At 54.0% G+C, this 23,869-nt stretch carries 19 protein-coding genes; 8 read left to right on the top strand and 11 right to left on the bottom strand.

Annotated features, from left to right (window positions below):
* Nucleotides 1–56: 56 nt before the first annotated feature.
* The 5 genes from HQL65_05285 to HQL65_05265 all read right to left on the bottom strand — a co-directional run bounded on the left by HQL65_05285 (nt 57) and on the right by HQL65_05265 (nt 5,728).
* Nucleotides 57–941 carry a CoB--CoM heterodisulfide reductase iron-sulfur subunit B family protein gene (locus HQL65_05285; protein MBF0135634.1) on the bottom strand — a complete coding sequence of 295 codons (885 nt, stop codon included), beginning with the start codon at nt 939–941 and terminating at the stop codon, nt 57–59.
* Nucleotides 938–1,528 carry a 4Fe-4S dicluster domain-containing protein gene (locus HQL65_05280; GenBank protein ID MBF0135633.1) on the bottom strand — a complete coding sequence of 197 codons (591 nt, stop codon included), beginning with the start codon at nt 1,526–1,528 and terminating at the stop codon, nt 938–940. The genes HQL65_05285 and HQL65_05280 overlap by 4 nt, the downstream gene beginning before the upstream one ends.
* Before the next feature lie 52 nt (nt 1,529–1,580).
* Nucleotides 1,581–3,785 (bottom strand): FAD-dependent oxidoreductase, encoded by a 2,205-nt coding sequence (locus tag HQL65_05275; GenBank protein MBF0135632.1) that lies wholly within the window; start codon nt 3,783–3,785, stop codon nt 1,581–1,583.
* A 6-nt stretch (nt 3,786–3,791) separates the two neighbouring features.
* Nucleotides 3,792–5,063 carry a CoB--CoM heterodisulfide reductase iron-sulfur subunit A family protein gene (locus HQL65_05270; protein MBF0135631.1) on the bottom strand — a complete coding sequence of 424 codons (1,272 nt, stop codon included), beginning with the start codon at nt 5,061–5,063 and terminating at the stop codon, nt 3,792–3,794.
* 323 nt (nt 5,064–5,386) lie between these two features.
* The gene (locus HQL65_05265; GenBank protein MBF0135630.1) at nt 5,387–5,728 is read right to left on the bottom strand and encodes a nucleotidyltransferase domain-containing protein; all 342 of its coding nucleotides are present in this window, start codon (nt 5,726–5,728) and stop codon (nt 5,387–5,389) included.
* Between the two features lie 221 nt (nt 5,729–5,949).
* Between HQL65_05265 and HQL65_05260 the strand changes: the two genes are divergently transcribed.
* Complete coding sequence (locus tag HQL65_05260) at nt 5,950–6,567, top strand: threonylcarbamoyl-AMP synthase (GenBank protein MBF0135629.1); 618 nt, start codon at nt 5,950–5,952, stop codon at nt 6,565–6,567.
* Nucleotides 6,568–6,619: 52 nt separating this feature from the next.
* Here HQL65_05260 and HQL65_05255 read toward each other — a convergent pair whose 3' ends face one another.
* The 5 genes from HQL65_05255 to HQL65_05235 form a co-directional block, all read right to left on the bottom strand.
* The gene (locus tag HQL65_05255) at nt 6,620–9,661 is read right to left on the bottom strand and encodes a TolC family outer membrane protein (protein ID MBF0135628.1); all 3,042 of its coding nucleotides are present in this window, start codon (nt 9,659–9,661) and stop codon (nt 6,620–6,622) included.
* Nucleotides 9,662–9,792: 131 nt separating this feature from the next.
* Entirely contained in the window at nt 9,793–10,134 is a 342-nt protein-coding gene (locus tag HQL65_05250) for a hypothetical protein (GenBank protein ID MBF0135627.1), read from the bottom strand.
* 249 nt (nt 10,135–10,383) lie between these two features.
* A complete protein-coding gene (locus HQL65_05245; protein MBF0135626.1) occupies nt 10,384–10,677 on the bottom strand; it encodes a PilZ domain-containing protein in 294 nt (97 codons plus the stop codon).
* 133 nt (nt 10,678–10,810) lie between these two features.
* The gene (locus HQL65_05240) at nt 10,811–11,992 is read right to left on the bottom strand and encodes an acetyl-CoA C-acetyltransferase (GenBank protein ID MBF0135625.1); all 1,182 of its coding nucleotides are present in this window, start codon (nt 11,990–11,992) and stop codon (nt 10,811–10,813) included.
* A gap of 793 nt (nt 11,993–12,785) precedes the next feature.
* Nucleotides 12,786–13,427 carry a helix-turn-helix domain-containing protein gene (locus HQL65_05235; GenBank protein ID MBF0135624.1) on the bottom strand — a complete coding sequence of 214 codons (642 nt, stop codon included), beginning with the start codon at nt 13,425–13,427 and terminating at the stop codon, nt 12,786–12,788.
* Between the two features lie 577 nt (nt 13,428–14,004).
* Here HQL65_05235 and HQL65_05230 point away from each other — a divergent pair.
* From HQL65_05230 to HQL65_05200, 7 genes are all read left to right on the top strand, one after another.
* Nucleotides 14,005–14,316, top strand: a complete 312-nt coding sequence (locus HQL65_05230) for a hypothetical protein (GenBank protein ID MBF0135623.1) — start codon at nt 14,005–14,007, stop codon at nt 14,314–14,316.
* Nucleotides 14,317–14,454: 138 nt separating this feature from the next.
* The gene (locus tag HQL65_05225) at nt 14,455–15,108 is read left to right on the top strand and encodes a hypothetical protein (protein MBF0135622.1); all 654 of its coding nucleotides are present in this window, start codon (nt 14,455–14,457) and stop codon (nt 15,106–15,108) included.
* Nucleotides 15,109–15,321: 213 nt separating this feature from the next.
* Nucleotides 15,322–15,717 carry a hypothetical protein gene (locus HQL65_05220; GenBank protein ID MBF0135621.1) on the top strand — a complete coding sequence of 132 codons (396 nt, stop codon included), beginning with the start codon at nt 15,322–15,324 and terminating at the stop codon, nt 15,715–15,717.
* 337 nt (nt 15,718–16,054) lie between these two features.
* Nucleotides 16,055–17,092: an ABC transporter substrate-binding protein gene (locus tag HQL65_05215; GenBank protein MBF0135620.1), complete on the top strand. Its 1,038-nt coding sequence runs from the start codon at nt 16,055–16,057 to the stop codon at nt 17,090–17,092.
* Nucleotides 17,092–19,548, top strand: coding sequence for a diguanylate cyclase (locus HQL65_05210; GenBank protein MBF0135619.1), 2,457 nt, complete (start codon nt 17,092–17,094; stop codon nt 19,546–19,548). The genes HQL65_05215 and HQL65_05210 overlap by 1 nt, the downstream gene beginning before the upstream one ends.
* 90 nt (nt 19,549–19,638) lie before the next feature.
* A complete protein-coding gene (locus tag HQL65_05205; GenBank protein MBF0135618.1) occupies nt 19,639–21,933 on the top strand; it encodes a diguanylate cyclase in 2,295 nt (764 codons plus the stop codon).
* A complete protein-coding gene (locus tag HQL65_05200) occupies nt 21,930–23,210 on the top strand; it encodes a cation:proton antiporter (GenBank protein ID MBF0135617.1) in 1,281 nt (426 codons plus the stop codon). The genes HQL65_05205 and HQL65_05200 overlap by 4 nt, the downstream gene beginning before the upstream one ends.
* A 216-nt stretch (nt 23,211–23,426) precedes the next feature.
* Here HQL65_05200 and HQL65_05195 read toward each other — a convergent pair whose 3' ends face one another.
* Entirely contained in the window at nt 23,427–23,768 is a 342-nt protein-coding gene (locus HQL65_05195) for an HNH endonuclease (GenBank protein MBF0135616.1), read from the bottom strand.
* Nucleotides 23,769–23,869: the final 101 nt, after the last annotated feature.

Raw genomic sequence — 23,869 nt, 5'->3', positions numbered from 1 at the left:
GTCCCGGGTTTTGGGTGCAAGGTACGAATCTTCAGGTCAGAACCTGAAGAAAATCGTCAGGCAAACCTTTTCAAGACATCGGCGGGGATGACTTGTTGATGCAAGGCAGCATCCTGCCAACTGCCACCCCATGCCAGAACGAACAACTGCGAATAGTACAGCACCGGTATGTTGAAATGGGTGCCGAACATTTTGTTGACCTTGCCCTGGTAGACTTCCACATTCAACTGACAGACCGGGCAGGGGGTGATGATGACCTCGGCACCGTTGTCCACGGCGGATTGCAGAATGTCCTTGATCAGGGCACAGGCTTTTTCATTTTCCGAAAAAGCCAGGGCACCACCGCAGCAGGCCACTTTTTTGGGGAAGGGTACTGCCGTGGCCCCGGTGAGATCGATCATCTTGTCGAGATACTGGGGATTTTCGAAATTGTCGCCGGCGATGCCGAAGGGCCGATTGGTCTGGCAACCGACATATCCGGCCACCTTCAAACCCTTGAGAGGTTTTTTCACTTTTGATTTCAACGTATCCCAGCCAATGTCCTCAATGAGGACCTCGACGATATGCCGACTTTTGATATGACCATCGTAGGTCAGACCGGCTTCGGCAAGAACGGTATCGAGATCGGCCTTGACTTGGGGTTCTTCTTCGATGCGTTCCTGGGTCTCCCGGAGGGCCAGCCAGCAGGCTGCGCAGGTGGCCACCAATTCCTTGCCGGGTTGTTGCTTCTGGGCGAGGGCAAAGTTGCGGGCGGTCAGGGCCATACGCGGCAGTTGTCCACCCCCGGCATAGCCGATGGAGGCACTGCAACAGTTCCAGTCATCGATCTCCTTGAGATGGATGTCCAGAATTTTGCACATGTTATGGACCGAGTTTTCCATATTGGCCGCCGAGGCCATTTTTTCCGAGCTGCATCCCGGGTAAAAGGCATATTCCTTCATTTTGCAGCCTCCCTCTTGCTCTCCAGTTCAAAGGCCTTGTCCAGCATTTTCTTGAGGCCGTCGTAGCCTTTGATTTTCCCCCGGAACGGAACCGGATTGAGTCGCTTTGATTTCAGCATGCCCAGGGCCACGGCCTGCATTTCCATGACGTTTTTGATGCCCTGACCGATGCCATCGATGAAGTAGAGATGCATGGAGAGGCCGGCCTCGCCGACCCGTCCGGTTTTGACGACGTTGTTCCAGAATACCCTGGTGGCAAACCGATGGGTGGTCTGGTTGGGATCGGCCTGTTGTTTCTCCACGGCATAACGGGCCAGACCATGGACGACATGGGTGATGGGAAGACCCCGGGGGCAACGGGCGATACAGTTGTAACAGGAGGTACACATCCACATGGAACTGCTTTTCAGGACTTCTGCCTCCTTGCCGGCCCGGACCATCTGAAAGATTTGTCTTGGGCCGAACTCCCAGTGGGGTCCCAGGGGACAGGAACCGGAGCAGACGCCACACTGCATGCACATCTTGATCCAGTGCCCCATCTCGGCGTTTTTGTACACCTCCCGGGCAAACGACAGGTTATAAGCCATATTTTCGATCTCCTGCCAGAATATTACGCAACCTTGTGGTCCGGGACTGGAATCAGAATTCCTTGAAGGGGTTGGGTCCCAGTTTCACCAGGTTATCGACGAAATTGTTGATCAGTCCCGGCAGCGTGCCTGCATCCATGATGTTGACCTCCAGCATGCGCACCCGTTCCGATTCCAGTTTGAGTTTTTGCAGGGTTTCGGAAACCTTGCTCAGGCGGATTTCTGCCAGGGCCGAGCCGCGGACGTTGTGGCATTGATAGTCGTCGCCATGGCGGCAACCCATCAACAGCACCCCATCCCAACCACTGGACATGGCATCTGCAATCCAGACCAGGTTCATGGATCCCATGCAGCGCAGGGGAATGATGCGCACATAGGAACTCCAGGAAGAGCGATTGCGGGCGGCCATATCCAGAGCCGGATAGGCGTCGTTTTCGCAGCAGAACACCAGGATCCGGGGTTTTTCTTCGTCCTCTTCGGGAATATCGCAGGCCTTGAGCATGGAGCCGATCATGTCCACCGAATAGTTGGCGAAGGAGATGATTTTTTGCGGGCAGGCTCCCATGCAGGTGCTGCAACGCCGGCAACGGGTCGGATTGAACAGGGGATTGCCTTTTTCATCCTCGTTGATGGCACCGAACGGACACTCTTCCGTGCAGCGTTTGCACTGGGTACACCCCTCGATGCGGAACGACGGGTAGGAGAGGTCGCCTGCCCGGGGATGGACTGCGGCACCTCGTGCCACGGATTCGACGGCCTGGATGGCTTTCAGGGCGGCACCGGTGGCATCGGTGACGCTGGCGGCAATCCCCATGGGACGCCGGACCGGACCGGCAGCATAGATACCGGTACGCCGGGTTTCATAGGGGAAGCAGATGAAATGCGAATCCGGGTATCCCCATTTCAGGCCGGGCAGGCTGGGTCCCTGGCGATATTGCAGATTCAGGACAAAGCCGCTTGTATCCTGATCCTTGCCCATCGGGGAGGGGACATTGGGATCCTGGGTGTCGATGTTGGGGACCATGCCGTTGGCCAGGACCAGGAGATCCACTTCCAGGTTTTCCTGGCTGCGCAGGAGTTTGTCTTTCAGGTCGAGGGAGAGGCCGTTGCTTCCCTTGGAGATTTTTTGAATGTCGCCCTTGATGAAGACGGTGCCGGCATCCTGGGCACCGCGATAAAAATCTTCCATTTGTCCGGGGGTCCGGATTTCCTGATAGACGACGTAGGCGGAGCCGTCCGGATATTGTTCCTGGACGTAACGGGCCTGTTTCATGGAGTAGACACAGCAGGCCCCGGAGCAATACTCGAGGTGGTCCTTGTCGCGTTGTCCGGCGCAGAGGGAGAAGGCGACCCGTTTGGCGGGTTGGCCGTCCGACTTGCGGACGATTTTTCCGGCCTTGGCCATGGCCTCGAATTCCAGGCTGGTGATGACATCGGGCGAGGTACCGTAGCCAAGGTGGCCGAGCTTGCCGGGATCGTAGAGGTTGTAACCGGTGGTGACGACGATGGCACCGACGCGGATGGTCTCATCCTTGCCATTGCTGCCCAGGGTGACATCGAAGAGGCCTGGGGCACCGGCGGTCATTTTGACGGTGGTGTTGTTGTGAATTTTGATCCGGGAGTTGCCTTGCACGGTCCCGATCAAATCCTGGATGGGATTGGGTTGGGGATCGCGGTAGGGGGGTTTGCTGGCGGAGACCTTGTGCATGTCGGCCACCTTGCCGCCCAGTTGGGCAGTTTTTTCCACCAGGATCACCTGGTAGCCGGCGGTGGCGATTTCCCGGGCGGCGGTCAGGCCGGAGATGCCGCCTCCCACCACAAGAATATCCTTGGAAAATCCAGGATCCTGGAACGGAACCGGGACGTTCATTTTCTTGATTTTGACGCACCCCATGCGGAGATTGTCTTCGGCCAGCATTTGCCGGTCTTCTTCGGCGGTTTCGTCGCCTTCGGCGACCGATGTGGCCCACACCACGAGTTCACGGAGGCTGACCCGATCCATGAGTGGGGCACCCAGGCGGAAGGCTTCCACCTGTTCTCTGGGGGAGCAGGCGGCGATGACCAGGGCATTGACCCCTTCACCGGCCATATCCTTGCGGATGGTTTCCAGACCCTCGGCACCGCACAGGAATTCATGATTTTTGACAACGGGTATCTTCTGTTCCTTCTGGACGACTTTTTTCAGGGCATCGATGTCGAGGGCCTCACCAATCCCGCAGCCGGTGCAGATGTAACAGCCGATCTTTGTATCTTCCATCGTCACTTATCCTTTCGCTTGGGCCAGACTCTGGATCGCTTTCATGGCGGCCGCCGTGGCGGACTGAACCGATCCGGCCACGTCCAACGGACCAGAGGCGCAACCGACCGAAATGATTCCACCCCCGGCGTTGACCACGAACCCATAATCATCCACGGGAACATTTTCTGCCGGAACCGGTTGTCCGGCGCTGTTGGGTTCCATGCCCGTGGCGAGTACCACCATGTCGAAGCTTTCCCGGTAGCGTACCCCGGTCAGGGTGTCTTCGCCGATGACGATGGGATTGCCGGTGGCGGCATCTTCTTCGATACGGGCTGGTTTGGATTTGACCCAGCGTATGTTCTGGTCGGCTTCGACCTTCTTCAGGAAGGCTTCATAACGATCCATGGCCCGCAGATCGATATAGAATATGGTCACCTTGGCGTCGGGATATTGGCTCCGGACATAGGTGGCCTGTTTCATGGAGGCGAGACAGCAGATGCGGGAGCAGAAAGGGAGATAGTTGTGATCCCGGGAACCCGCACATTGAATGAAGGCAATATTGGTGGGTTCTTTGCCATCGGATGGTCGCTGGATTTTTCCCTGGGTGGGTCCAAACGGGGCGGCCATGCGTTCGAGACGCATGTTGGTGGTGACGTTGGCGTATTGGCCAAACCCATAGGGGCGGATTTTTTCTGCGGCATAGGGGGTCCAGCCGGTGGCCCAGATGATGGAACCCACGTTGACATCCACATTCTTGGCGGCCATGTCCGGTTCGATGGCTCCTGTCTTGCAGACCTCGACCAGCTTGCGGGCGGCATCGGTTTTGGCAAACTCCGCATCCATGACGTAGCGATTGGGGAAGGCCATTTCATGGCCGCCATGGATGGCCTTGGTGGTACCCAGGCCAAAGTTGAAGGGATTGGGAATTTCGGTGGTACAGGCCTTGGCGCAGTCGCCGCACCCTGTACATTTATGGTTGACGAAGCGGGGATTCTGCCGGAGGCGAACGGTATACTTACCGGTCGTTCCCTCGATTTTTTCCACCTCCGTCATGGTATGAAAGGTGATCCGGGGATTGTTCCGGAGCCTTTGATAGTTGATTTCCAAACCGCAGTTGGGACTGCACAATTTTGGAAAATACTTGCTGTGCTGCGCCACGCGGCCACCGAGGTAGGGACTTTTTTCCACGAGAATGACATCGTGTCCCACTTCGGCAGCCTCCAGGGCGGCGGTCAGACCGCTCATGCCGCCGCCGACGACCAGAATTGTTTGGCTTGCGGCGTTGCCACTCGTCATGTTTCACCTCCGAGGGGATTATGGAAAGGCTGCTTCCGATCCGGATCCATCAACATTAAAATATACATAACAAAATTTTATCCCTGATACAACGGGCTGATCAACCATTCGCTTATATTCGCATATCCTTAAATGGGGAGTGTAGGGATCTTGAACAAAACCTTCAATAAGAAATCGGCATTTTTATACGGCCACGATCATCGTTGCGGCCACGGGAAGACGACACCTGTCCGGCCCGTCCGCAACAGATTGGAAACATGTATGAAATTGCACAGGTTCCAAAATCATTTGGACAGATCGGTCCAAACGATGATCAAGGCCTTTTATGCAGGCGGGGTATTTGGGGGTCGGATGATTTTCCCCTCGCGGCGGGCGATTTCAATGATGGGGATGCCATCATCCTCGATCCACTGGCGCGAACCGACCGCAATGGGTTCGATGCGGCTGTCTGTGGTCGTGGCCGTGTGCCAGAGCAGGTTTATGTCTGACCGGAGGCGTTTTTGGTCAAACTGGGGCGAAACCACCACCAGATCGATATCGCTCCACTTATGGGGCGTTCCACGGGCATGCGAACCGAAGAGAACGCCAAACTCCACGGGCAACCCCCGGCGAATCAGTTCGGTCAGGTAGTGTTCTACGGAAGTACCAATTGCTGAATCAACCATTGAAGCACCTCGTGTGCCTTTTTTGTGTAAACGACGCACGCCTGCACTCTACCACGGTTTGGGGCGGCAGGGGAATCAATTGACTGTCGGGTTGCCATACGTGACTTTTATACTTGCAACCCGATGAAAAAAAATGGACAATTCTGCCATAGGATTGCAGGTTCGATTCCCCAATCCGGTGCCCAGTTGTCCTGTCGGGTATCGTGCAGGTTGCAGCCATCATGTTGGAATATATCAAAATCCATCCGCAAAATCCCCAGCGCCGTCTGTTGCAACAGGCCGTGCGCATTGTGGATGAGGGAGGGATCATGGTCTATCCCACAGACACCAACTACGGTTTGGGGTGTGGCATATTCAATCGCCGGGGCATAGAGCGGATCATGCAGTTCAAGCGGTTGCCGGCCACACATCAATTTTCCATCCTGTGTGCCGATCTGTCCGACATTTCCCGCTATGCCCGCGTGGACAACAAGACCTATCGCCTGCTCAAGCGTTTTCTGCCCGGTCCATACACCTTCATCCTGGAGGCCTCCCGGGAAACTCCCAAGACCATCCTTCCCAAGCGCAAGACCATCGGCTTGCGCATTCCCAATCACCCCATCTGTCTGGGTTTGTTGCAGGAGTTTGGGCAGCCGTTGCTCTCGACTTCGATGCGTCTGCCGGAGGGAGACAAAATTCTGGCCGACCCGGAAGAGATCCGCCCCCACGTCGAACATGTCGTCGATTTACTTGTGGATGGCGGCATCAGTGCCGATATTCACTCGACCATGGTGGATTTGTCGGGTGACGTTCCCAAGGTGCTGCGGGTGGGTGCCGGTGATCCGGCCCCTTTTCAGTGATTTATCTTTTTAAATCCTCCCGTTGCCGGGTGGGGTTTTCCGACCGGGGGAATTAAATCCTCCCGTTGCCGGGTGGGGTTTTCCGACCGGGGGAAGGAGAGTTCCGCCCGACTCCTGCCGGATCCCCAATATCGGTCTGCACAACATAGCCGTCAATCAAATCCTGATCTTTTTGCATCTGGTTCAAGACTGCCTGGGCCGCATTTTCCTGCTGGAATGGACCGGCGTAAACCAGAATGGCCGTTCGGTTCCCATTCCGGGATGTGCGCTGATAAACCGGCGTCCCGGACTGTTCAGCACGTTGCACGACCCGTTCTGCCAGCTTGGGAACCGAAAATGAACCCAGAAATACCGAATAGCTGCCTTCCGTGGCTGCCCCGGGCTTGGGAGCTTCTTCCGGCAGTGGTGGCGGTGGTGACAGGTGCTGTGGACGATTGGGTTTGTTTTTCTCCCTGTTGGGCAGGAACCATTTTTTCAAATCCTGGTCGAGAGTCCGCCTGGGGGCCGTTCCATCGGGATTGACTCCTCCGGTTTCGGGCAAATCCCCCTCACCAGCCTGGGGAGTCACCGGAGTGGTATCAGGACCTGGTGCCAAAATCACACCATTATCGTCATCGACAGAAAACGGTTTTTCGCCGTTTTTGCTCTTGTCGCCGTTTTTGCTCTTGTCGTCGTTTTTGGACTTGTCGCCGTTTTTGCTCTTGTCGCCGCTTTTGGTCTTGTCACCGTTTTTTGGCAACTCTGTTTTGCCACCCTGATTTCCGGCATCATCACCCCCGGAAATTTTTTCCCAGGTATTCTCACTCTTCGGGGGATCTCGCCAGGAAGGGATTGACTCCCCGGCTTCCGGCCAAGCAGAATCATCTGTTTTTGAAGGTTGTTTTTCCCCGGAAGAAGCGGGGAAAGCCTTGTCGGGATCCGCCGTCGATTCTGTTGGATGTGTTGTTGTCTTGGGAAACCACTCTTCAAATTGTTCCACCACCTCGCCCGAAGGCCGGCTCTCGGGCGTGACAGGTTTCTCCAGAGTGACTTCCGGGGAAGGTTTTCTGGCCGGAGAAGCCACCGGCATTTTGATATCCAGTTGTTTTTCAGGAATTTCCGGCTTGGCTCCAGGCAAGCCCTTCGCCACTTCCGGCAACTCCGATTCTGCGGGCGCAGGAGGAGTTTGTTTGGGAATTTCTTGCGCCTCTTTTTTGGATTTGGGTTTGGCCTTGGACTTGGCCTTAGGCTCTGTCTTCCCGGAAACGGATGACTGTCCCTGTTCCTGGGAATCACTTTCCGACCCATCCGGGCCGGAAAACTCTGTCCTGGACAGGGAGTCTTGATCCTTCTCCTTGATGACCTTGACCTCCATGCCCAATTTACTCAGCAGGCGGCTTGCGGCGGATTGTGCCTCCGAACTGGTGGCAAACGGACCACAAAGAACCCGGTAGAACAATCGACCATTGACCACGGATTGTTTTTCAAAGTTGGGGAATCCAGCCTGTTCCAGACGATAGCGCAGTTTGTCAACATTGCCCCGACTGCCAAACGCCCCCAGGAGAACGGCATATCCGCCGTGCATGCCGGTTGTTGATTTTTCTGGCGGGGAACGCTTTTCCGGCCTGGCGGGAGGCAGATTCCGCCCGGTTGGGACGGTTTCCTTGCCAGGTTCCCGAAGACGAGGCTCGGACCGGAAAGGTTTTTCTTCTTTGATGAGGCTTTTGTCATCCTGGGATGGCTGTCCCGATGCCACATCGGCATGAATGGCCGGCGAAGAGGAGGTTGACGCCGCAACAACCTGGTTGGATGACACATCCAGGTATTCACGCAAACGTCCCACGGCAGCCATGAGTCGATAGCTGTTGGCCAGGAGATTATACTGTTCGGTGCGCAGGGCGGCCCGGGCGGCCATGAGTTCATTTTCGGAATTCAAGACATCCAACAAGGGCCGCTGTCCCCTTTGATACTGGTCATGGTAGGCTGCGGTCACTTTTTTGCTGATATTCTGGTGTCTTTCCAGATGGCTGACCCGGTTCTGGGAGACGAGATACCCCTTCCAGGCCATGCGGACACTTTCATCCACCTGGCGTCTGGCAACTTCCAATCGCTCCCGGGCCTGTCCTGTCCGTCGCACGGCCTCTTCCTTGCGGGAGTTGTCGCTGCCGCCTCGAAAAATATTATAATCCAGCTTCAACAAGGCAGCGACCGCCTTGGCGTAGCCGCTGACGCCTCCCACATTGTCATTGGCGTTGGCACTCATTTCCAGATTGACCTTGGGCCAATACCCGGACTTGGCGGCTTCCTGTTGCGCTGTGGCCGCGTCCAGATCCTGAGTCGCCGCCAGAATGGCCGGATGGTGCGCCATGGCATCTCTGAGCAGCTCGTCCAGAGACTTGGGCATCCGATCCAACTGTGGCAGAGGTTGCACCAGGTTGACAGGCACTTCTCCGACAATGTGATAATAACGGGTCAGGGAATTTTCCAGGGTTCCTTCCAGGGCGGACATATTGGCATCGGCCAGGGCAAGACGGGATTCGGTTTGCTGAATGTCTGCCTCGGAGCCGACACCGGTGCCGAACCGGGTACGAATTTGTTGCAGAATTTTTTTATGCAGAGCGACATTGTCGCTGGAGAGGTGCAAGAGTTCGCGTTGTTTCATGACTTCCAGGTAGGCTTCGGCGGCGGCGATGGCCACGCCCTCGGCGACCTGGTCATAGCCAAAGCCGGCAGCGGCAGCCCGCGAAACGGACGCCGCAACACCCGATTGGGTGGCCCGACCATCAAACAACATCTGGTTGAGAGTGATCCCTGATTCGCCGCGATTCAGACCTGTCCCCTGCTCCCCTGCCCGGCGATTGACCGGGCTGTCGGAGTATTCATGCCCCAAAGCGGTGTTGACATCCACCGACGGCAGGTAACCGGACCGCGCCGTTTCCACGGCCTGCTCCACGGCGCGCTGATTTTCCATGGCCGCTCTGGCTTCCGGGTTGGTCATGACCGCTCTTGAAACGGCTTCGGGCAAATTCAAGGCAGCTCCGGGTTGTGCCGTGGCCAAAGTCGCCGCCAACCCCAGGAGAGTCCATCCGTGCCAATATTTGCTTCGCATGTTCATGGGAATCAAGGCTCCCGGCTTACAGCAGTTGAACTACTTATACCCCGATCAACTACTGCAATCTCTATGCCTTGTTCCCGTCATTCAGGGATGGCCCTGTCGGGGTTCTACCCCGGCAGAGGCGAAGTGCATCAATGGACACGGTGTAATTTACTGGTTTCGATCACCCCTGATGCCTCTTCGTACTGCTCATGAACCTCTTCGACGATGGCATTGACTGCGGTGACATCGGTACCCAGATATCTGGCAATGACTTCCGTGGTCCAGAATGCTTCACCGGAATCGCTGTAACCGGTTGCCGGAGGCATGGGGCCGTAGACGGCCTCCATGGAGCGGCGCAGCATGGATTGCACCATGGGGTCACGGCATTTCAACAGGTAACTCCAGGCGGCATCATAGCCAGGGTCTTCCGGTCCGGCTTCCATGATCAACAAGGCATCGGCAATCAGGGGATCTTGAAACGTGGCTCGCATGACCAATTCCTTCATGAAGTGTCCAGCAACGAAACCCGGCAGAGACAAAAAAAGCCTCGCCGGAAGGGTTTGGTTACAGACTCCGCAAGTTTCGTTCCTTTTTTCCTGATTTTATAACATATTGAAATTTTGACAGATTAAATTTACGAGTTCCATATTGGGACCGCATCAACCCGGAAAAAAATGCCGCAACAGGCAACCCTTTCCCTCTTACTGGTGCGGATGTCATAATTTTGGCGACTGCGTTGTTCAAACCTGCGGGGCTGGATAGTGGCGTTGAATTTTGACTCCGATGCCATCTTTGCCCACATGCAGAACCGTGCAGGGAAGATCGGTGAAGCGACCGTAGAAGAGTTCCACTTCGATGCGACACGCTTCACCGGAGGTGGGAATGATGTCACTCTGCTCGGGAACGAACAGGTACCCCCCCATTCCAATATCCTTTGTAATACCGGCGATACGCCGGCCATCAGGAAAGATCAGTGTGGCAGGTTCGTTGGTGGGCAATCTTTCGAATTGGCGTTTTTCCCCGGAATTGCTCATGGACCCTCCTGGAAAGAGGCGAGAGAAGCAGTGGCGCGTAAAAAAAGGCCGACCCTGTCCTACAACCGGACGAGGTCGGCCAACAGGTACCAGATCATGGATCAGAACAAAGACGGCAAGGGGTAACCGAAGATCAGAGGACCTCGATGAGTGTCGCCGCACCCATGCCGCCGCCGACGCAGAGGGTCGCCAAACCTTTTTTGAGTTTCCGTCTTTGCATTTCGTAGATCAGGGTGACGATGATCCGGGCACCGGAGGAGCCGACGGGATGACCGAGCGCGATACCGCCACCATTGACGTTGACGATATCCGGATTCAGGCCCAGATCATTATTGACGGCACAGGCCTGGGCGGCGAAGGCTTCGTTGGCTTCGATCAGTTGCAGATCCTCGACTTTCCAGCCAGCTTTTTGCAGAACCTTGCGCGTTGCGAAGATGGGGCCGGCACCCATGATGGAGGGATCGAGACCGGCGACGGCATAGGCAACGATGCGTGCCAGGGGTTTGAGACCGAGTTCTTTGGCCTTGGATTGGGACATCAGGATCATCCCGGAGGCACCGTCGTTGATGCCTGAGGAGTTGCCGGCGGTCACGGAACCATTCTTGTCGAAAGCCGGGCGCAATTTGGCCAATGATTCCGGGGTCGTGCCGATCTTGAGGAATTCATCCTGTTCGAAGACGATGGGATCCTTCTTTTTCTGGGGGATCACCACGGGGATGATTTCGTCTTTGAAACGTCCGGCTTTTTGGGCGGCTTCGGCGCGTTGCTGGGAACGGAGGGCCAGTTTATCCTGGTCATCGCGGCTGATTTTCCATTGTTTGGCGACATTTTCAGCCGTATTGCCCATGGGATAATTGCCGAAGACATCGGTCAGGGCATCGCGGAACAGGGAATCTTTCATGGTCCACTCACCCATTTTCACCCCTTCACGATTGTTGCCCAGGGTGTGGGGTGCGCGGGTCATGCTTTCCTGACCACCGGCGATGATGGTATGGGCATCGCCCAGGCGAATGGCCTGGGTGGCCAGATGGACAGCGGTCATGCCGCTGGCACAGAGGCGATTGACTGTGAAAGCCGGGACATCGACCGGGATACCGGCGGCAATGGCTGCTTGGCGCGCCGTATTGGGTCCGCAGTCGGCAGTGAGGATCTGGCCCATGATCACTTCATCAATCTGATCCGGTTTCAGACCGCTGCGTTGGAGCAGACCCTTGATCACCGCAGTACCCAGTTCGTGGGCCGGCACGGAGGACAGGCTACCCATGAAATTTCCGATGGCGGTGCGGCCCGCAGCGACGACAACGACTTCTTCCATCATGAACTCTCCCTCAATTTTTAAAGGTTTTTGAGCAACAGAGAATGGTCAACTCCTGCCATCAGTTCCCAGACCCGTATTGTGGGTGCATGCTGTGGCGAAAGTCAAATTATGTATCTTCCAGTTTCGCTTGTCCAACCTTCACGACGCAACCATGCAAAAAATTCATCCTGTTCCCTGCAAGAGGTACCCTGTCACGGCCATCAATATGACCGGCCTGGCTGCCTGACCCGCACCTCAACATTGATATACAAAATTCTGAATTTTTAAAGAAATCGTATTCTTTGCCAAAGTCATGCAAACGAAATTTTTCAGAAGACGATATACCTCAAATAATTGTCAAGCTGGTTTGTCTGGTGCATGCAGATCAATTATTTTTTGCCACTCATCATTTCGATAATCGAAATTGAAAGGGGAACCATGTCGTTCGATGTTCAACCCTCAGATCAACCACTGACATCATTGTGAACCAGGTCGTCATGACGCCATTAGACCAATTTATCCTTTTATGTCAATAAGAAAAAATTATAAACCAATAATCAATAACAAAAAGCTTATGAAAGCCTGCTTTTTGCCGATACAATAGCTGGGACAAGAGGGAAATGGAAAAGGCCTGGACGCACAAGGGTGGGCAGGAGATGACATGACCGGCAGGTCATCTCCTGATAAACCCGGACGCACCAGACCGCCCGGCCCCTCCTGGGAGATCGACGCCACAGGAGGTCCGGTTCTTACGACCTGACAGGCAGAGCTTCAACAACCGTTCCGAACAAGGAGAATCCAAAACCAGCGCTCAATCGAGATCGATCAGAATCTGTCTGACCACTCCACAGATTCTTGCCCGGCGTCCTTCGAGATTGAGGACCGGGTAGCGCGGATTGATGGGATTCAAGAACCGGTTGCCACCATCCATGACAAGTTGTTTGAAGGTGGCTTCATGTTCGTTGTCCAAACGTACCACTACGTAGGATTTATTGATGGCCTCTTTTTCAGGATCCACGACGATAATGGCACCTTCGGGAACTTTGGGTTCCATGCTGTCTCCCACAACCCGGAGGGCAAAGGTCGATCGCCCTACCTTGCGTGTGGTATCGATCCAGCGGTCGGCATCGCTTGGCGATTGGAAGTTGTTCACAATGTCGATCCAGATTCCCGCCTGCACCCACGAAATGAGTGGAACACGGGTCAAGGTGGCAGGACCGGGTGCCAGGTTTTCCATGGAGGTTTCCAGGACGGTACGTCCGAACTGGAGCCATTCCGGGGAAACCTGGAGGATTTCGGCCACGGAGAGAATATTCCGTTTGGCGATTCCGGTGCGACCCGATTCCCATTGGATGACGGATTGTGGCTTCACGCCAATACGGCGCGCCAACTCTGACTTGTTCAGGCCGGCTTTTTCCCGTGCCCAGATCAATCTTTTTTGCAATGTATCCATGACTGAAAGTGTATCCGAAGCGTCCGGTTAAGACCAACAAATTTTTTTCTTGACTGTATGAAAGTGATTCGCTAGATTTATTTACCGTGAAAACAAAAAATATCTTAAATGTAAGAGTTTGTTTAATATTTTTCGATTCAAGAACAATCTTGCCGGCATGAACCCCTTTCGACAGGCACATCATTCCCCTGGAACCCTGTCTTTTACAGGAGATTAAACAAGACTCTGTAACGTAATATAATGAAATATAAAGATTATTTATGAATTAATCCTTATTATTGTAAGAATTGATCAGTTTGTAATAATTAACTTACTCAACCGGCAAAATCCGGTGTGACCACGCCGGAGAGAAAGGAATAATATTGGCTCGATATCGCGTTCCTTTGTCAATGACCATGAAAGCATATGTTCAATCCGAAAAATCCAGATATGCAATTTCTGCTTGCAACAAGGGGGTAATAAAAAAATGCCGCCCCCGCAGAAAATCAGGCGTAACAAATTGTGTAGTATATGAAATTATTGATTTAATCTTAAAACGCGCCTGAAATCTCCCAATCCGGACAGGTAAACCGAATGTTTGTTATTTCAACCGAACTATAAGAAACACCATACAGTTTGGGATATCGACCCACGCAACCTGAAATCCTTTTTAACAAAACAACAAACTTTGGGCAGTTCAGTCGCCGACCCAATCACACATGACAATGATACGATCATGAAGCAATATGACACCACTTTCACTTTAATTTTCCTTCTGAACGGCATGGAACCTGAAAAAATCGGGTTCAAACATTGCGCAGATTCACCACAACCATGCCATCAAACAGAAAGTAAAACAATTCAGACCACGAAAAATCAGGGGGGAAACCATGAAAACATTCATTCATGAATAAATAAATCGAATCAATAAGATGCCTGACAATAATTCCCGATATCCCAATTGGATTGGGTAGCATCAACGTGTCTTAACGTGGGCTGACTGGATCATACGGCAACAAAACGTTCAGAGTAGGGAGGCAGCTTTACCATGGCCATTTTGCGCAAAAAATCTTGTTACATCCTGGAAACAGGAAAGAATGAAACCAGAAAGGAGGAAATTTCCATCAATCCAAAGGCAGCCCTGCGGTTGCTGTCGTTGCAGTCGATGGGTATCGATCCATCCAATGAGGCAACGACAGGCTGGATCTGGCGCTGGTCCGACGTGGCCCATGCCCTGGCCAGAGTGGAAAATCGGACTGCCAGTCTGTTGTTGCGGGTCAAATTCGGTGGACAGGAACGATTCCAGAGAGACCTGGCCTGGTGGGCCGGCGCAGAAGCCAGGGAGTTTTTCGCCACCATGGACTGGCAGTATCGTTCACCCGCAACCGTGCAAAAACTGGCCGAAATGGCCGTCGAAGAACGTCTCGCCACACGCCTGTGCAAGGAGTGCAAAGGTGTCAGCAACCAGGTCATCTCCATCTGGTCTGAAGCCGAACCGGAAGAAATGGTCTGCCCGGAATGTCGCGGTTCCGGTCTGGGACGGCCTCCCAGCAGTCGCCAACGTGCCCGCCAAATGGGAATCAGCCAGGCACAATGGCGCTACCGCTGGGGATTCCGTTTCCATGCCTTCGTCGAACACCTGGAAAGATTGGAACACGCCGCCCTGCAAACCATCTTTCAGGCCATGTCCGAAATCGAGTGAAATAATTCACTCTTCCCGGAACAGAATCACTTTGTTCCCGGGAAGAGTGAATCGACCGTTTCCAAATCCTCTTTCCCTGGATATCATACCGCCGTCAGCGTGCAGATGGCGAATCAGCAACACCAGAACCCCTCGGAAAGTGCCGCAATGGATCCGGCAATCATTTTTTTCATGCCTGGGAGTGGGTACCAGTCAATGCCGAAAGGAGTGGATATGGGCAAAAAAGATCTCAAAAACAATGAACCAAACATGAACAACGATGGCGATGACGATTCAACCAAGGATCTCAGCAAACGTTTGAAAAAGCTTGAAAAAAGAATGGATGAAAGCATCCAGCAACTCGCCGAGCGCAACGAAGCGCTTTATCGGAAGGTGATTCTGGGCTTTGAACAATTGTCAGACCGCAATGCCGCCCTCAATCGCAAGGTATCCGAGCAAGTGTCGCAGATCGCTCATCGGAACAGTGCCCTGGCCAAAAAAGTGGCCGCAGGCCTGGAGCAGCTCTCCGACCGCCAGGCCGCTCTGGGACGCAAAATGGCCGAAGAAATCAAGCAACTTGCTGAAAGAAACGACGCCTTGCGACACAAGGCTCTCAAAAAAAAGAAATAAAAAAATATTCAACAATGTCTGAATCCATGGCAGGGTCCCCGGTTGACTTTCATTCCCGGGGATGCCTGTTTTTTTGCCCTGATATATTTCGTATTGTATTTATTCATTTTCTTGATATTTTTCACCTTGGGAAAAGGTCCCAATCTGCGTAGACCCCGGGTTTGAAATGCCCAAAATCCAGTGTCAACGATCCCTGTCCATAAAAAAATTCGTGTTGAATTTTTTTAAATTTTGGGACACAGTTGAGACATGGTTCAGTTTATACCCGTATAAAGTTGAACATCCTCTCGGAACGCAGAATCGCGTGGCTCTGCGAGTGGGTTCGAGGAGCATCGTCATGGCCGGATCAGGATTCGTAACATCATTGATGTTGTTGGCCTTTTCGTGTCTCTCGTGGATTGATGTCGCCTGGGCTGACGATCCACCCCTGCCAAAAATTGTCGTCAGCGTGGTCGGTCCCCGCAATCTTTCCTACCTGCCTTTCGACTTGATCCCAAAAATCGGTGCAGATCGCGAAGAAGGGATATCCGTCGAATTGCAACACGCCGGTGGGGGAGGTGTCGTCCTCAAACAATTGCTCTCCCGCAACAGTGAGTTTGCCGCTGTCGGCTTCACCGCACTCATGTCCATGAAGACCAAGGATCACAACAGCAAGGTGGTGGCTGTGGCTGCCGTGGCAGACACTCCTTTGTTTGTCTTGATCGTCAGGTCAGAATTGCAGAATCAGGTTAAACGGATCGCGGATCTCAAAGGTCGCGTGGTTGGTGTCCATTCCAGTTCGGTCAATGCCAAAACTGCGGCGCATCAACTCCTTGAACTCATGCTCCGCTCCGATGGACTGGAAACGGATGATGTGCGTATCATTTCTTCCGGGCAGAGTTGGGAAGAACGCACCAACATGCTCAAATACGCTCGCATGGATGCCGTCATATCCGAAGAGCCTTTTGCCTCCAGCATGTTGGCCGCCGGCAAGGTCTTTTTTCTGGCTTCTCTGGCCGACGAAAAGACGACCGGTCTCATCCCGGGTGCCCATTTCCTGCATACATCTCTGACCACCCGGTCCGATGTCATTGCCAATGAACCAGACAAGGTCAAACGCATGGTCAGGGCATTGGGTCGCTCCCTGACCTGGATTGCCTCACATACCCCTGATGAGCTGGTTGCCCAACTTCAAATCCTGGATCCCCGGGAGCGGGACATGCTCCGGCTTTGTCTGCAAAAGTATCCACGCCTGTTCAGTAAAGACGGTCAATTCAAGAAGGAACAGATTGATGATACCAGGAAATTTTTTTCAAATGCGAATCCTCATGAACCCCTGGTAAACATTGAAAACCTGATTGATGGACGTTGGGTAGGTATCAAGGATGCCCGGTAATGGTGCCCATGCGCAACCGCAGCCGCAATAAACTGTTACATCAACTCACGTCTCGAGTCCTGATTGTCATCTTTGCTGTCGTGGTCGTCATAGGTGCCCTGGTTTTCGGATTCCAGCATGCCGCCTTGGACAAATCCGCTTACGCCTTCATGGATTCATTGCAGAACTTCTACGCAGAAAAAATGGTCCTTCTGGACCAGGAGTGGCAGGAACGAGTCACTCGGATCCATGCCCGCATTGAAGTGGCCAATTATTTTTCGTCGCCAGAGGATGGCTGGGACAAATTTCAAATGGCCCTGAGCCTGAATGACCAGGTGTTCTCGCCAATGGTCCTGGTTTTGGGAAAGAACCACAATGTTCTTTTCCAACTCTCGTCAAACAATCTGAAATTCCAGGATGGCTTTGATGCCACGAACAGTTCTGGCTGGTTCCTCGATCCGGAAAAAAGTCACCTGTTCCGATGGTACCAAAGACCCCTCTGGCTCGGCAAACAGGGCAAGGGAAAACTGGTACTGTTTGTCGCCGTGGATAATGCCACGCTGTTTCGCAACGCCATGCCCAAGACTGACCTGTTCCTGATGTATGACCAACGGATCGTTGCATCTTCCCATGGCCAGGTCAATGTACGTCCGGAATCAATCGGCATCAGACATTATTGGCGTGGTGGATTCCGCTACGATCAAGTCACCCTTAATTGGGGGAACGGAAATGAACGCCCTCCCCTCCTGTTGATCCGGCACCAGAGCGCTCCGTTGTTCTCTGTTTGGGAAATTCTGGGAGTCGGTGTTCTGATTTTCATGGCCATCACGCTGCTCTTCTGGTTGACGCTGGGATCCTGGGCGGTACGTCTGGCGCACCGGATCGGGACTCTTGGCTTAATCTCAGAAGAGTTCTCCAATACCTGTGCCATTTCCCAAACCATGCGGGAGCACTTCCGCCTGACGCAAGGCAGCGTCTGGGATGAAATCAGCGATGTGGCTACTTCCATGGAAAATCTCACCGAAACGGTGGTCAATCGCAACCAGGACCTGGAAAAGCAAGCCAGGGAACTCAAAGAAAGCGAAGAAAACACCCAGGCATTGATGCACTCCCTGCGCGACACGGTTCTGGTCTTCGATGCCCGGGGAAATATTCATTTTTGCAATCAGGTCGGAGAAACCATGTTTGGCCTGCCCAGACATGAATTGTTGAAACGCCCCGTCGCCTCGCTGTTCGTCGATAAAAAAAGCAAATCTTCCACCCGGAAAAATCACCTGGCATTCCTGAATTATGATCCAAATTCAGCCCGTACCGGCATCCTGGAAGGTACGGCCAAAGGGGCAGATGGCAAAGAGATCCCGGTATCCATTTCTCTCTCCCATTGGACCCGGAATCATACCAATTATTTTACCGTCATTGTCCGTGACATTTCCGAACACAAACTGCTGGAGGCTCGTGACTTGCGGGCCTATGTCAACCGGGTTGCCATCAGCGCCCTCTTGGAAATCGGCATCGAAGCCCTGACATTGCATCGCAAGCTGGAAGTGGCCCTGGAAATCATTCTCACGGTGCCCTGGGTGGCCGTGCAGTACAAGGGCTCCATCTTCCTGACCACCGATAGTGACGAATTGGAAATGGTGGTCCACAAAGGTTTGAACAATTTTCTCCTGAACGCCTGTCGCCGCATCCCGTTCGGTTTTTGCATGTGCGGCAAGGCGGCTCTCAGCAGACAGATTGAATTCTCTTCCTGTTTGGACGCCCGGCATGATGTCACCTTCGAAGGAATTCATGAACATGGGCATTATTGTGTCCCCATCCTGTTGCGGGACAGGCTCCTGGGTGTTCTCAACCTGTATGTCGATCATCACCATCAACACGACCCGGAAGAAGAAGCCTTTCTGACCACCATTGCCAATACCCTGGCCGGTTTGATCGAGCGTGGGCAGGTGGAGGACCGGATACAGCACATGGCCAGCCATGACGCATTGACCGGTTTACCCAACCGGATGCTGTTCAGGGAGTTGCTGGAACAGGAAATTCGCCATGCTTCCCGCCATCAAAAAAGATTGGCCACCGGCTTTTTCGATCTGGACCATTTCAAAGCCGTCAATGACACCCTTGGTCACGAGGCGGGTGATTTGTTGCTGAAGGCCGTCGCCTCCCGGGTCAAGGAGCAGTTGCGTGATTCCGACACCCTGGCCCGGCTGGGAGGCGATGAATTTACCCTGATCCTTCCAGCCATAGGCGATGTTGACAGCGTGCTGCTCGTGGCCAATAAAATCATTCTCGCTCTGAGCGCCCCTTTCGATATCCAGGGCAAACCGTGTCATATCGGGGTCAGCATCGGCGTCAGTCTTTTTCCCGATCACGGGCAAACCGTCGATGCCCTTCTGCAAAAGGCCGACCATGCCATGTACATTGTCAAAAAAAGCGGCCGCAACAATATTGTCATCTACGATCCAAGCATGGAGCCATGACATCAACAGGTGCGGATGGCCATGGATGTTTACTCGACGGCTATCCACTTTCATTGCAAAGTCATGATAATCGACCAATCGGCTTCAAAAATGAAAAACAATATTTTCATCAGGCGATATTGGCGGGGAATGCGGCTGGACTTCAAGGTTGGTCTGATCGCGTTGCTGTTGTTTGTGATCATTTCAACAATTTCACATTGGAATTCCCGCACAAATGTCAAACATGCCTTGTGGGAGCGGGAAGATGGTTATGCCCAATCCCTGACCAACACGGCAGCCGTTTTTGCCGCCGATCCTTTGTCGAAAAAAAATTTTCAAATCTTGAGGGAGTACGCAAACAATCTGCTCAAAAGCCAGAACCAGATTGTTGTCGTTCGTTTGCTGACCAAATCCAACCAACTGGAGTTTGAGATCAAAAAAAATTCCGTACCCGATCCCGACTCTGCGCACATCCGGTATTTTTTTTCCAAAATATTCTCGCCAATCAATTCCCTGGAACCCTTGGGAAGTGTCATTCTGGGCTTTTCCACCCTTGACTCGCAACGCTCGATCACTTCGGAATTGCATTTCCTGCTCCTGGACACGGTGATTTCGTTTCTGGTCCTGCTGTTGACCCTGGTCTGGGTTCTCAAACACATGGTCTGGAATCCCGTGCGGTCTTTGGAAAAGCAGGCAACATCCCTGGGCAAGGGTCATTTGACCACACCCATCTCCCTGGAAAGCGAGGATGAATTGGGAAGATTGGCCGCATCCCTCGACCTGATGCGCATCCATCTCAAAGAGTCCCACGACGTGCTTTCGGAACGCAGCGAAACCCTGGAAAAATTATCGCGTACCCTGGAAAACAAGGTCCTGGAAAGGACCCAGGCATTGACGGACAGTTACGCACTTCTCGAACAGGAGTTGGCTCGTCGCCAGGAAGCCGACATCAAGCTCCGGGCGATGCATCATCAAACCGATTTGATTCTGTCAACCGCCGGCGAGGGAATTTTCGGGGTCGATCAGGAGGGGTTGATCACCTTCATCAATCCCGCCGCCGGACGCATGCTGGGCTGGACTCCGGACGAGCTGCTGGGAAAAAGAAGCCACGCCTTGATCCACCATACCCGACAGGACGGTTCACCCTACCCGGACCATGATTGCCGAGTCTGTTCGTCGATCAAGGAGAAAGTGACCCGAAGGGTGTCGAATGAGGTTTTCTGGCGCAAGGATGGAACCCATTTTGCGGTGGAGTACGCCTGTTCTCCCATCCTGGACGACATGGAAATCAAGGGCGGTGTGGTGGTCTTCCGCGACATCACGGACCGCAAGGCAGAAGAAGACCGGGAGTTGCACAGTCAGATTTCCCGTATTGCCATCAGCGCCTTGCTGGAAACCGGACTTGAAGACCTCACGCTCGAACACCAACTTGAAGTGGCTTTGGATATCATCCTTGCCGTTTCCTGGCTCTCCATCGTTGCCAAAGGCTCCATCTTCCTCACCGACCCGGATACGGGAGAGCTGGTCCTGCTGGCCCAGAGAAATCTTTCCACACCGTTATTGACATCCTGCGCCCGGATTCCGATTGGATACTGTCTGTGTGGTCGTGCGGCGGAAAGCCGGCAAATTGTCTTTTCCAGCCAGATAGATGAACGTCACGATGTCACCTTTGACGGCATCAAACCCCATGGTCACTATTGTATTCCCATCCTTTCCCGGGAACGTCTGCTGGGAGTCTTGAACCTGTATCTCCCGGATGGTCATCCCCGCAACCCCGAGGAGGATGCCTTTCTGACCACGATTGCCAACACCCTGGCCGGCATCATCGAACGGCGTCAGATTGAAAAACAGCTCAGGGATGCCGAAGAAAAGTTACGCCAGAAAGCCCACCACGACACACTGACCGGCCTGCCGAACAGGCTGCTCTTTCAGGAACTCCTGCAACGTTCCCTGGCGCAGGTGCGCCGTGAAGGAAGATCCCTGGCGGTCCTCTTCATGGACCTGGACCACTTTAAAAAAATCAACGATAATCTGGGTCACGAGGCCGGCGACCTGCTGCTCGTGGAAGTGGCCAAACGCATTTGTGCCTGCATGCGGGAAGGAGACACCGTGGCGCGCCTGGGTGGCGATGAATTCACCCTGATCCTGCAAGAACCATCGCGTCGGGACGATATCGTGCGTATCGTGCAACGCATCATCGAGCAGATACGCAAGCCGTTCCTGATCAAGGATCAGGAGTGCCATGTCGGAGCCAGTGTCGGTATCGCGCTGCACCCGGAACATGGCCGGGATCCTGTCACTCTGCTGAAAAAGGCCGACCAGGCCATGTATCTAACCAAAAATCGCCAGCGCAACGGGTATACCTTCTACGAACCCGACGCGGCAGAAGTGGTTGAGGTGGAATGACTGCCAGCGCCGTATTTTTTACCCAGGCACTCCTGGTCATTGGCCTGCCCTATCTGGTATGGCGCATTCCTGGTGTTCACGGCATGGTTCCTCTGGTCGTGCTGCAAATTCTCCTTGGAGTGACCCTGGGGCCATCTGTCCTGGGCCATGTAGCACCGGAGACATGGTCGGTCCTGTTTGCCAACAACTCCATCCAGAGTCTGACCGGACCGGCCTGGCTTGCCATTGTCCTGTTCACCTTTCTGACCGGCCTGCACCTGGATCCGACCGAACTGAAATCGCTGGGGCGTCGTTTTGCCATCGTGAGCCTGCTGAGTTTCCTGGTGCCCAGCATCGTCGGCGGCTTCACCGGGGCTTTCATTGCCGGGCGCTTTCCGGAAAGTGTGGGTCCCAATGCCACACCCCTGCACTTTGCCATTGCCATCGGCTTGAGCAGCGGCGTGACAGCCCTGCCTGTCCTGGGTGCCATTCTGCGGGAAACCGGCCTCAGGGAACACCGCCTGGGACGCATCACCCTGGGCATGGCCGCCACCAATGACGCCATTCTCTGGGCCATTCTGGCCATATTTCTGGCCGGGGCCACCCGGGGTGGTGACAGTGGGTTGACCGGTTCATTCTGGGTCCCGCTGGCCATCGTTCCCTACATGCTGATCATGGTATTCGTGGTCGGGCCGCTTTTGCGCCGCATCCTCGTTCAGGACAGCATTCTGGGTGATGCCGGTCTGATCACGGTATGCATCTCGGTCTTTGGCTCGGCCCTCGCCACGGAGTGGATCGGCCTCCATGTCGCCCTGGGGGGATTCATGATGGGCGTGATCATTCCCCGCGCCTATAAACAAACCCTGATCGACCGTCTGGAACCCATCACCGTGGTCGTGTTGCTCCCCTTCTTCTTCACCTTGACGGGCATGCGTACCTCATTCGATGTCACCTCGGACCATCTGGCCACCATCACCTTGATCGTGACCCTGGTCAGCATGGCGGGAAAGTTCATTGGCACCACCTTTCCGGCACGCTGGACCGGCGAGAGTTGGCCAGCCTCCATCAAACTGGGGGTCCTCATGCAAACCAAGGGCATGATGGAGGTCCTGATCCTCTCCATCTTTCGTGAAGCCGGCATCATCTCCGATTCCTGTTTTTCGGCCATGATGTTCATGGCGATCATCACTACGTTTCTCACCCTGCCCATGCTGCGTGGCATCATGCGCCTGGCTCCCGGCTCCCGGGAAATCGACATGCCGGCCAACGCCCCTCCTGTGCCTGTGTCGGATCGATAATCCCGGGTCTTTCAGGCATCCCGGAACATCTTCTTCCACGTTTTTCGACCGTATCCACAAGCACGCCTTTCAAGACCCAGGTTCTGCCCGGCACGTGCTTATTGAATCCCCCTGGCAACACTCAGCCCGGCATGTGCTTATTGACTCACCCTGGCACCTGTTCTGCCCGACATGTGTATATTGACTTCCCCTGCACCGGCTCTGCCTGGCACGTGCTTATTGGTTCTCCTGCTCCTCCCGAAACGCCTTCCATGACTCTGCCGGCAGGTTTTGTTTGTTCTGATTGCATGCCGGACATGCCGGGACGCAATTGCTGCGCGTGGAAAACCCGCCCCGAATCAGGGGCACGACATGATCCATGGTCAGCTCCCGGGGTGGGGTGCGTTGGCCACAATAGGCACATTTGCCCTGACCCGTGAGATTTTTCCACCATTGGGAACGTTTCAATATCTTGGCTTTGCGGCGCTCTCTTGCGACCTGTTCCGGGTCAACGGGTATGAACAAACAATCAGGGGAGGAAACACCCTTGCCTTCCGGATTTTCATTGCCATTTTTCATATGATTTTCGTTTCTATTCAGAACCATTGCAAAAAAAAATTGATAAGAAAGACTCTGTTGGGGCTCCGCCCCAAACCCCGCCAAGAGGAAGGGCAGAGCCG

Source organism: Magnetococcales bacterium (assembly GCA_015228935.1).
In the GTDB taxonomy this organism is placed as follows: domain Bacteria; phylum Pseudomonadota; class Magnetococcia; order Magnetococcales; family DC0425bin3; genus HA3dbin3.
The sequence above is the reverse complement of the archived record's forward strand: the minus strand, read 5'-3'. Positions and strand labels throughout refer to the sequence as shown.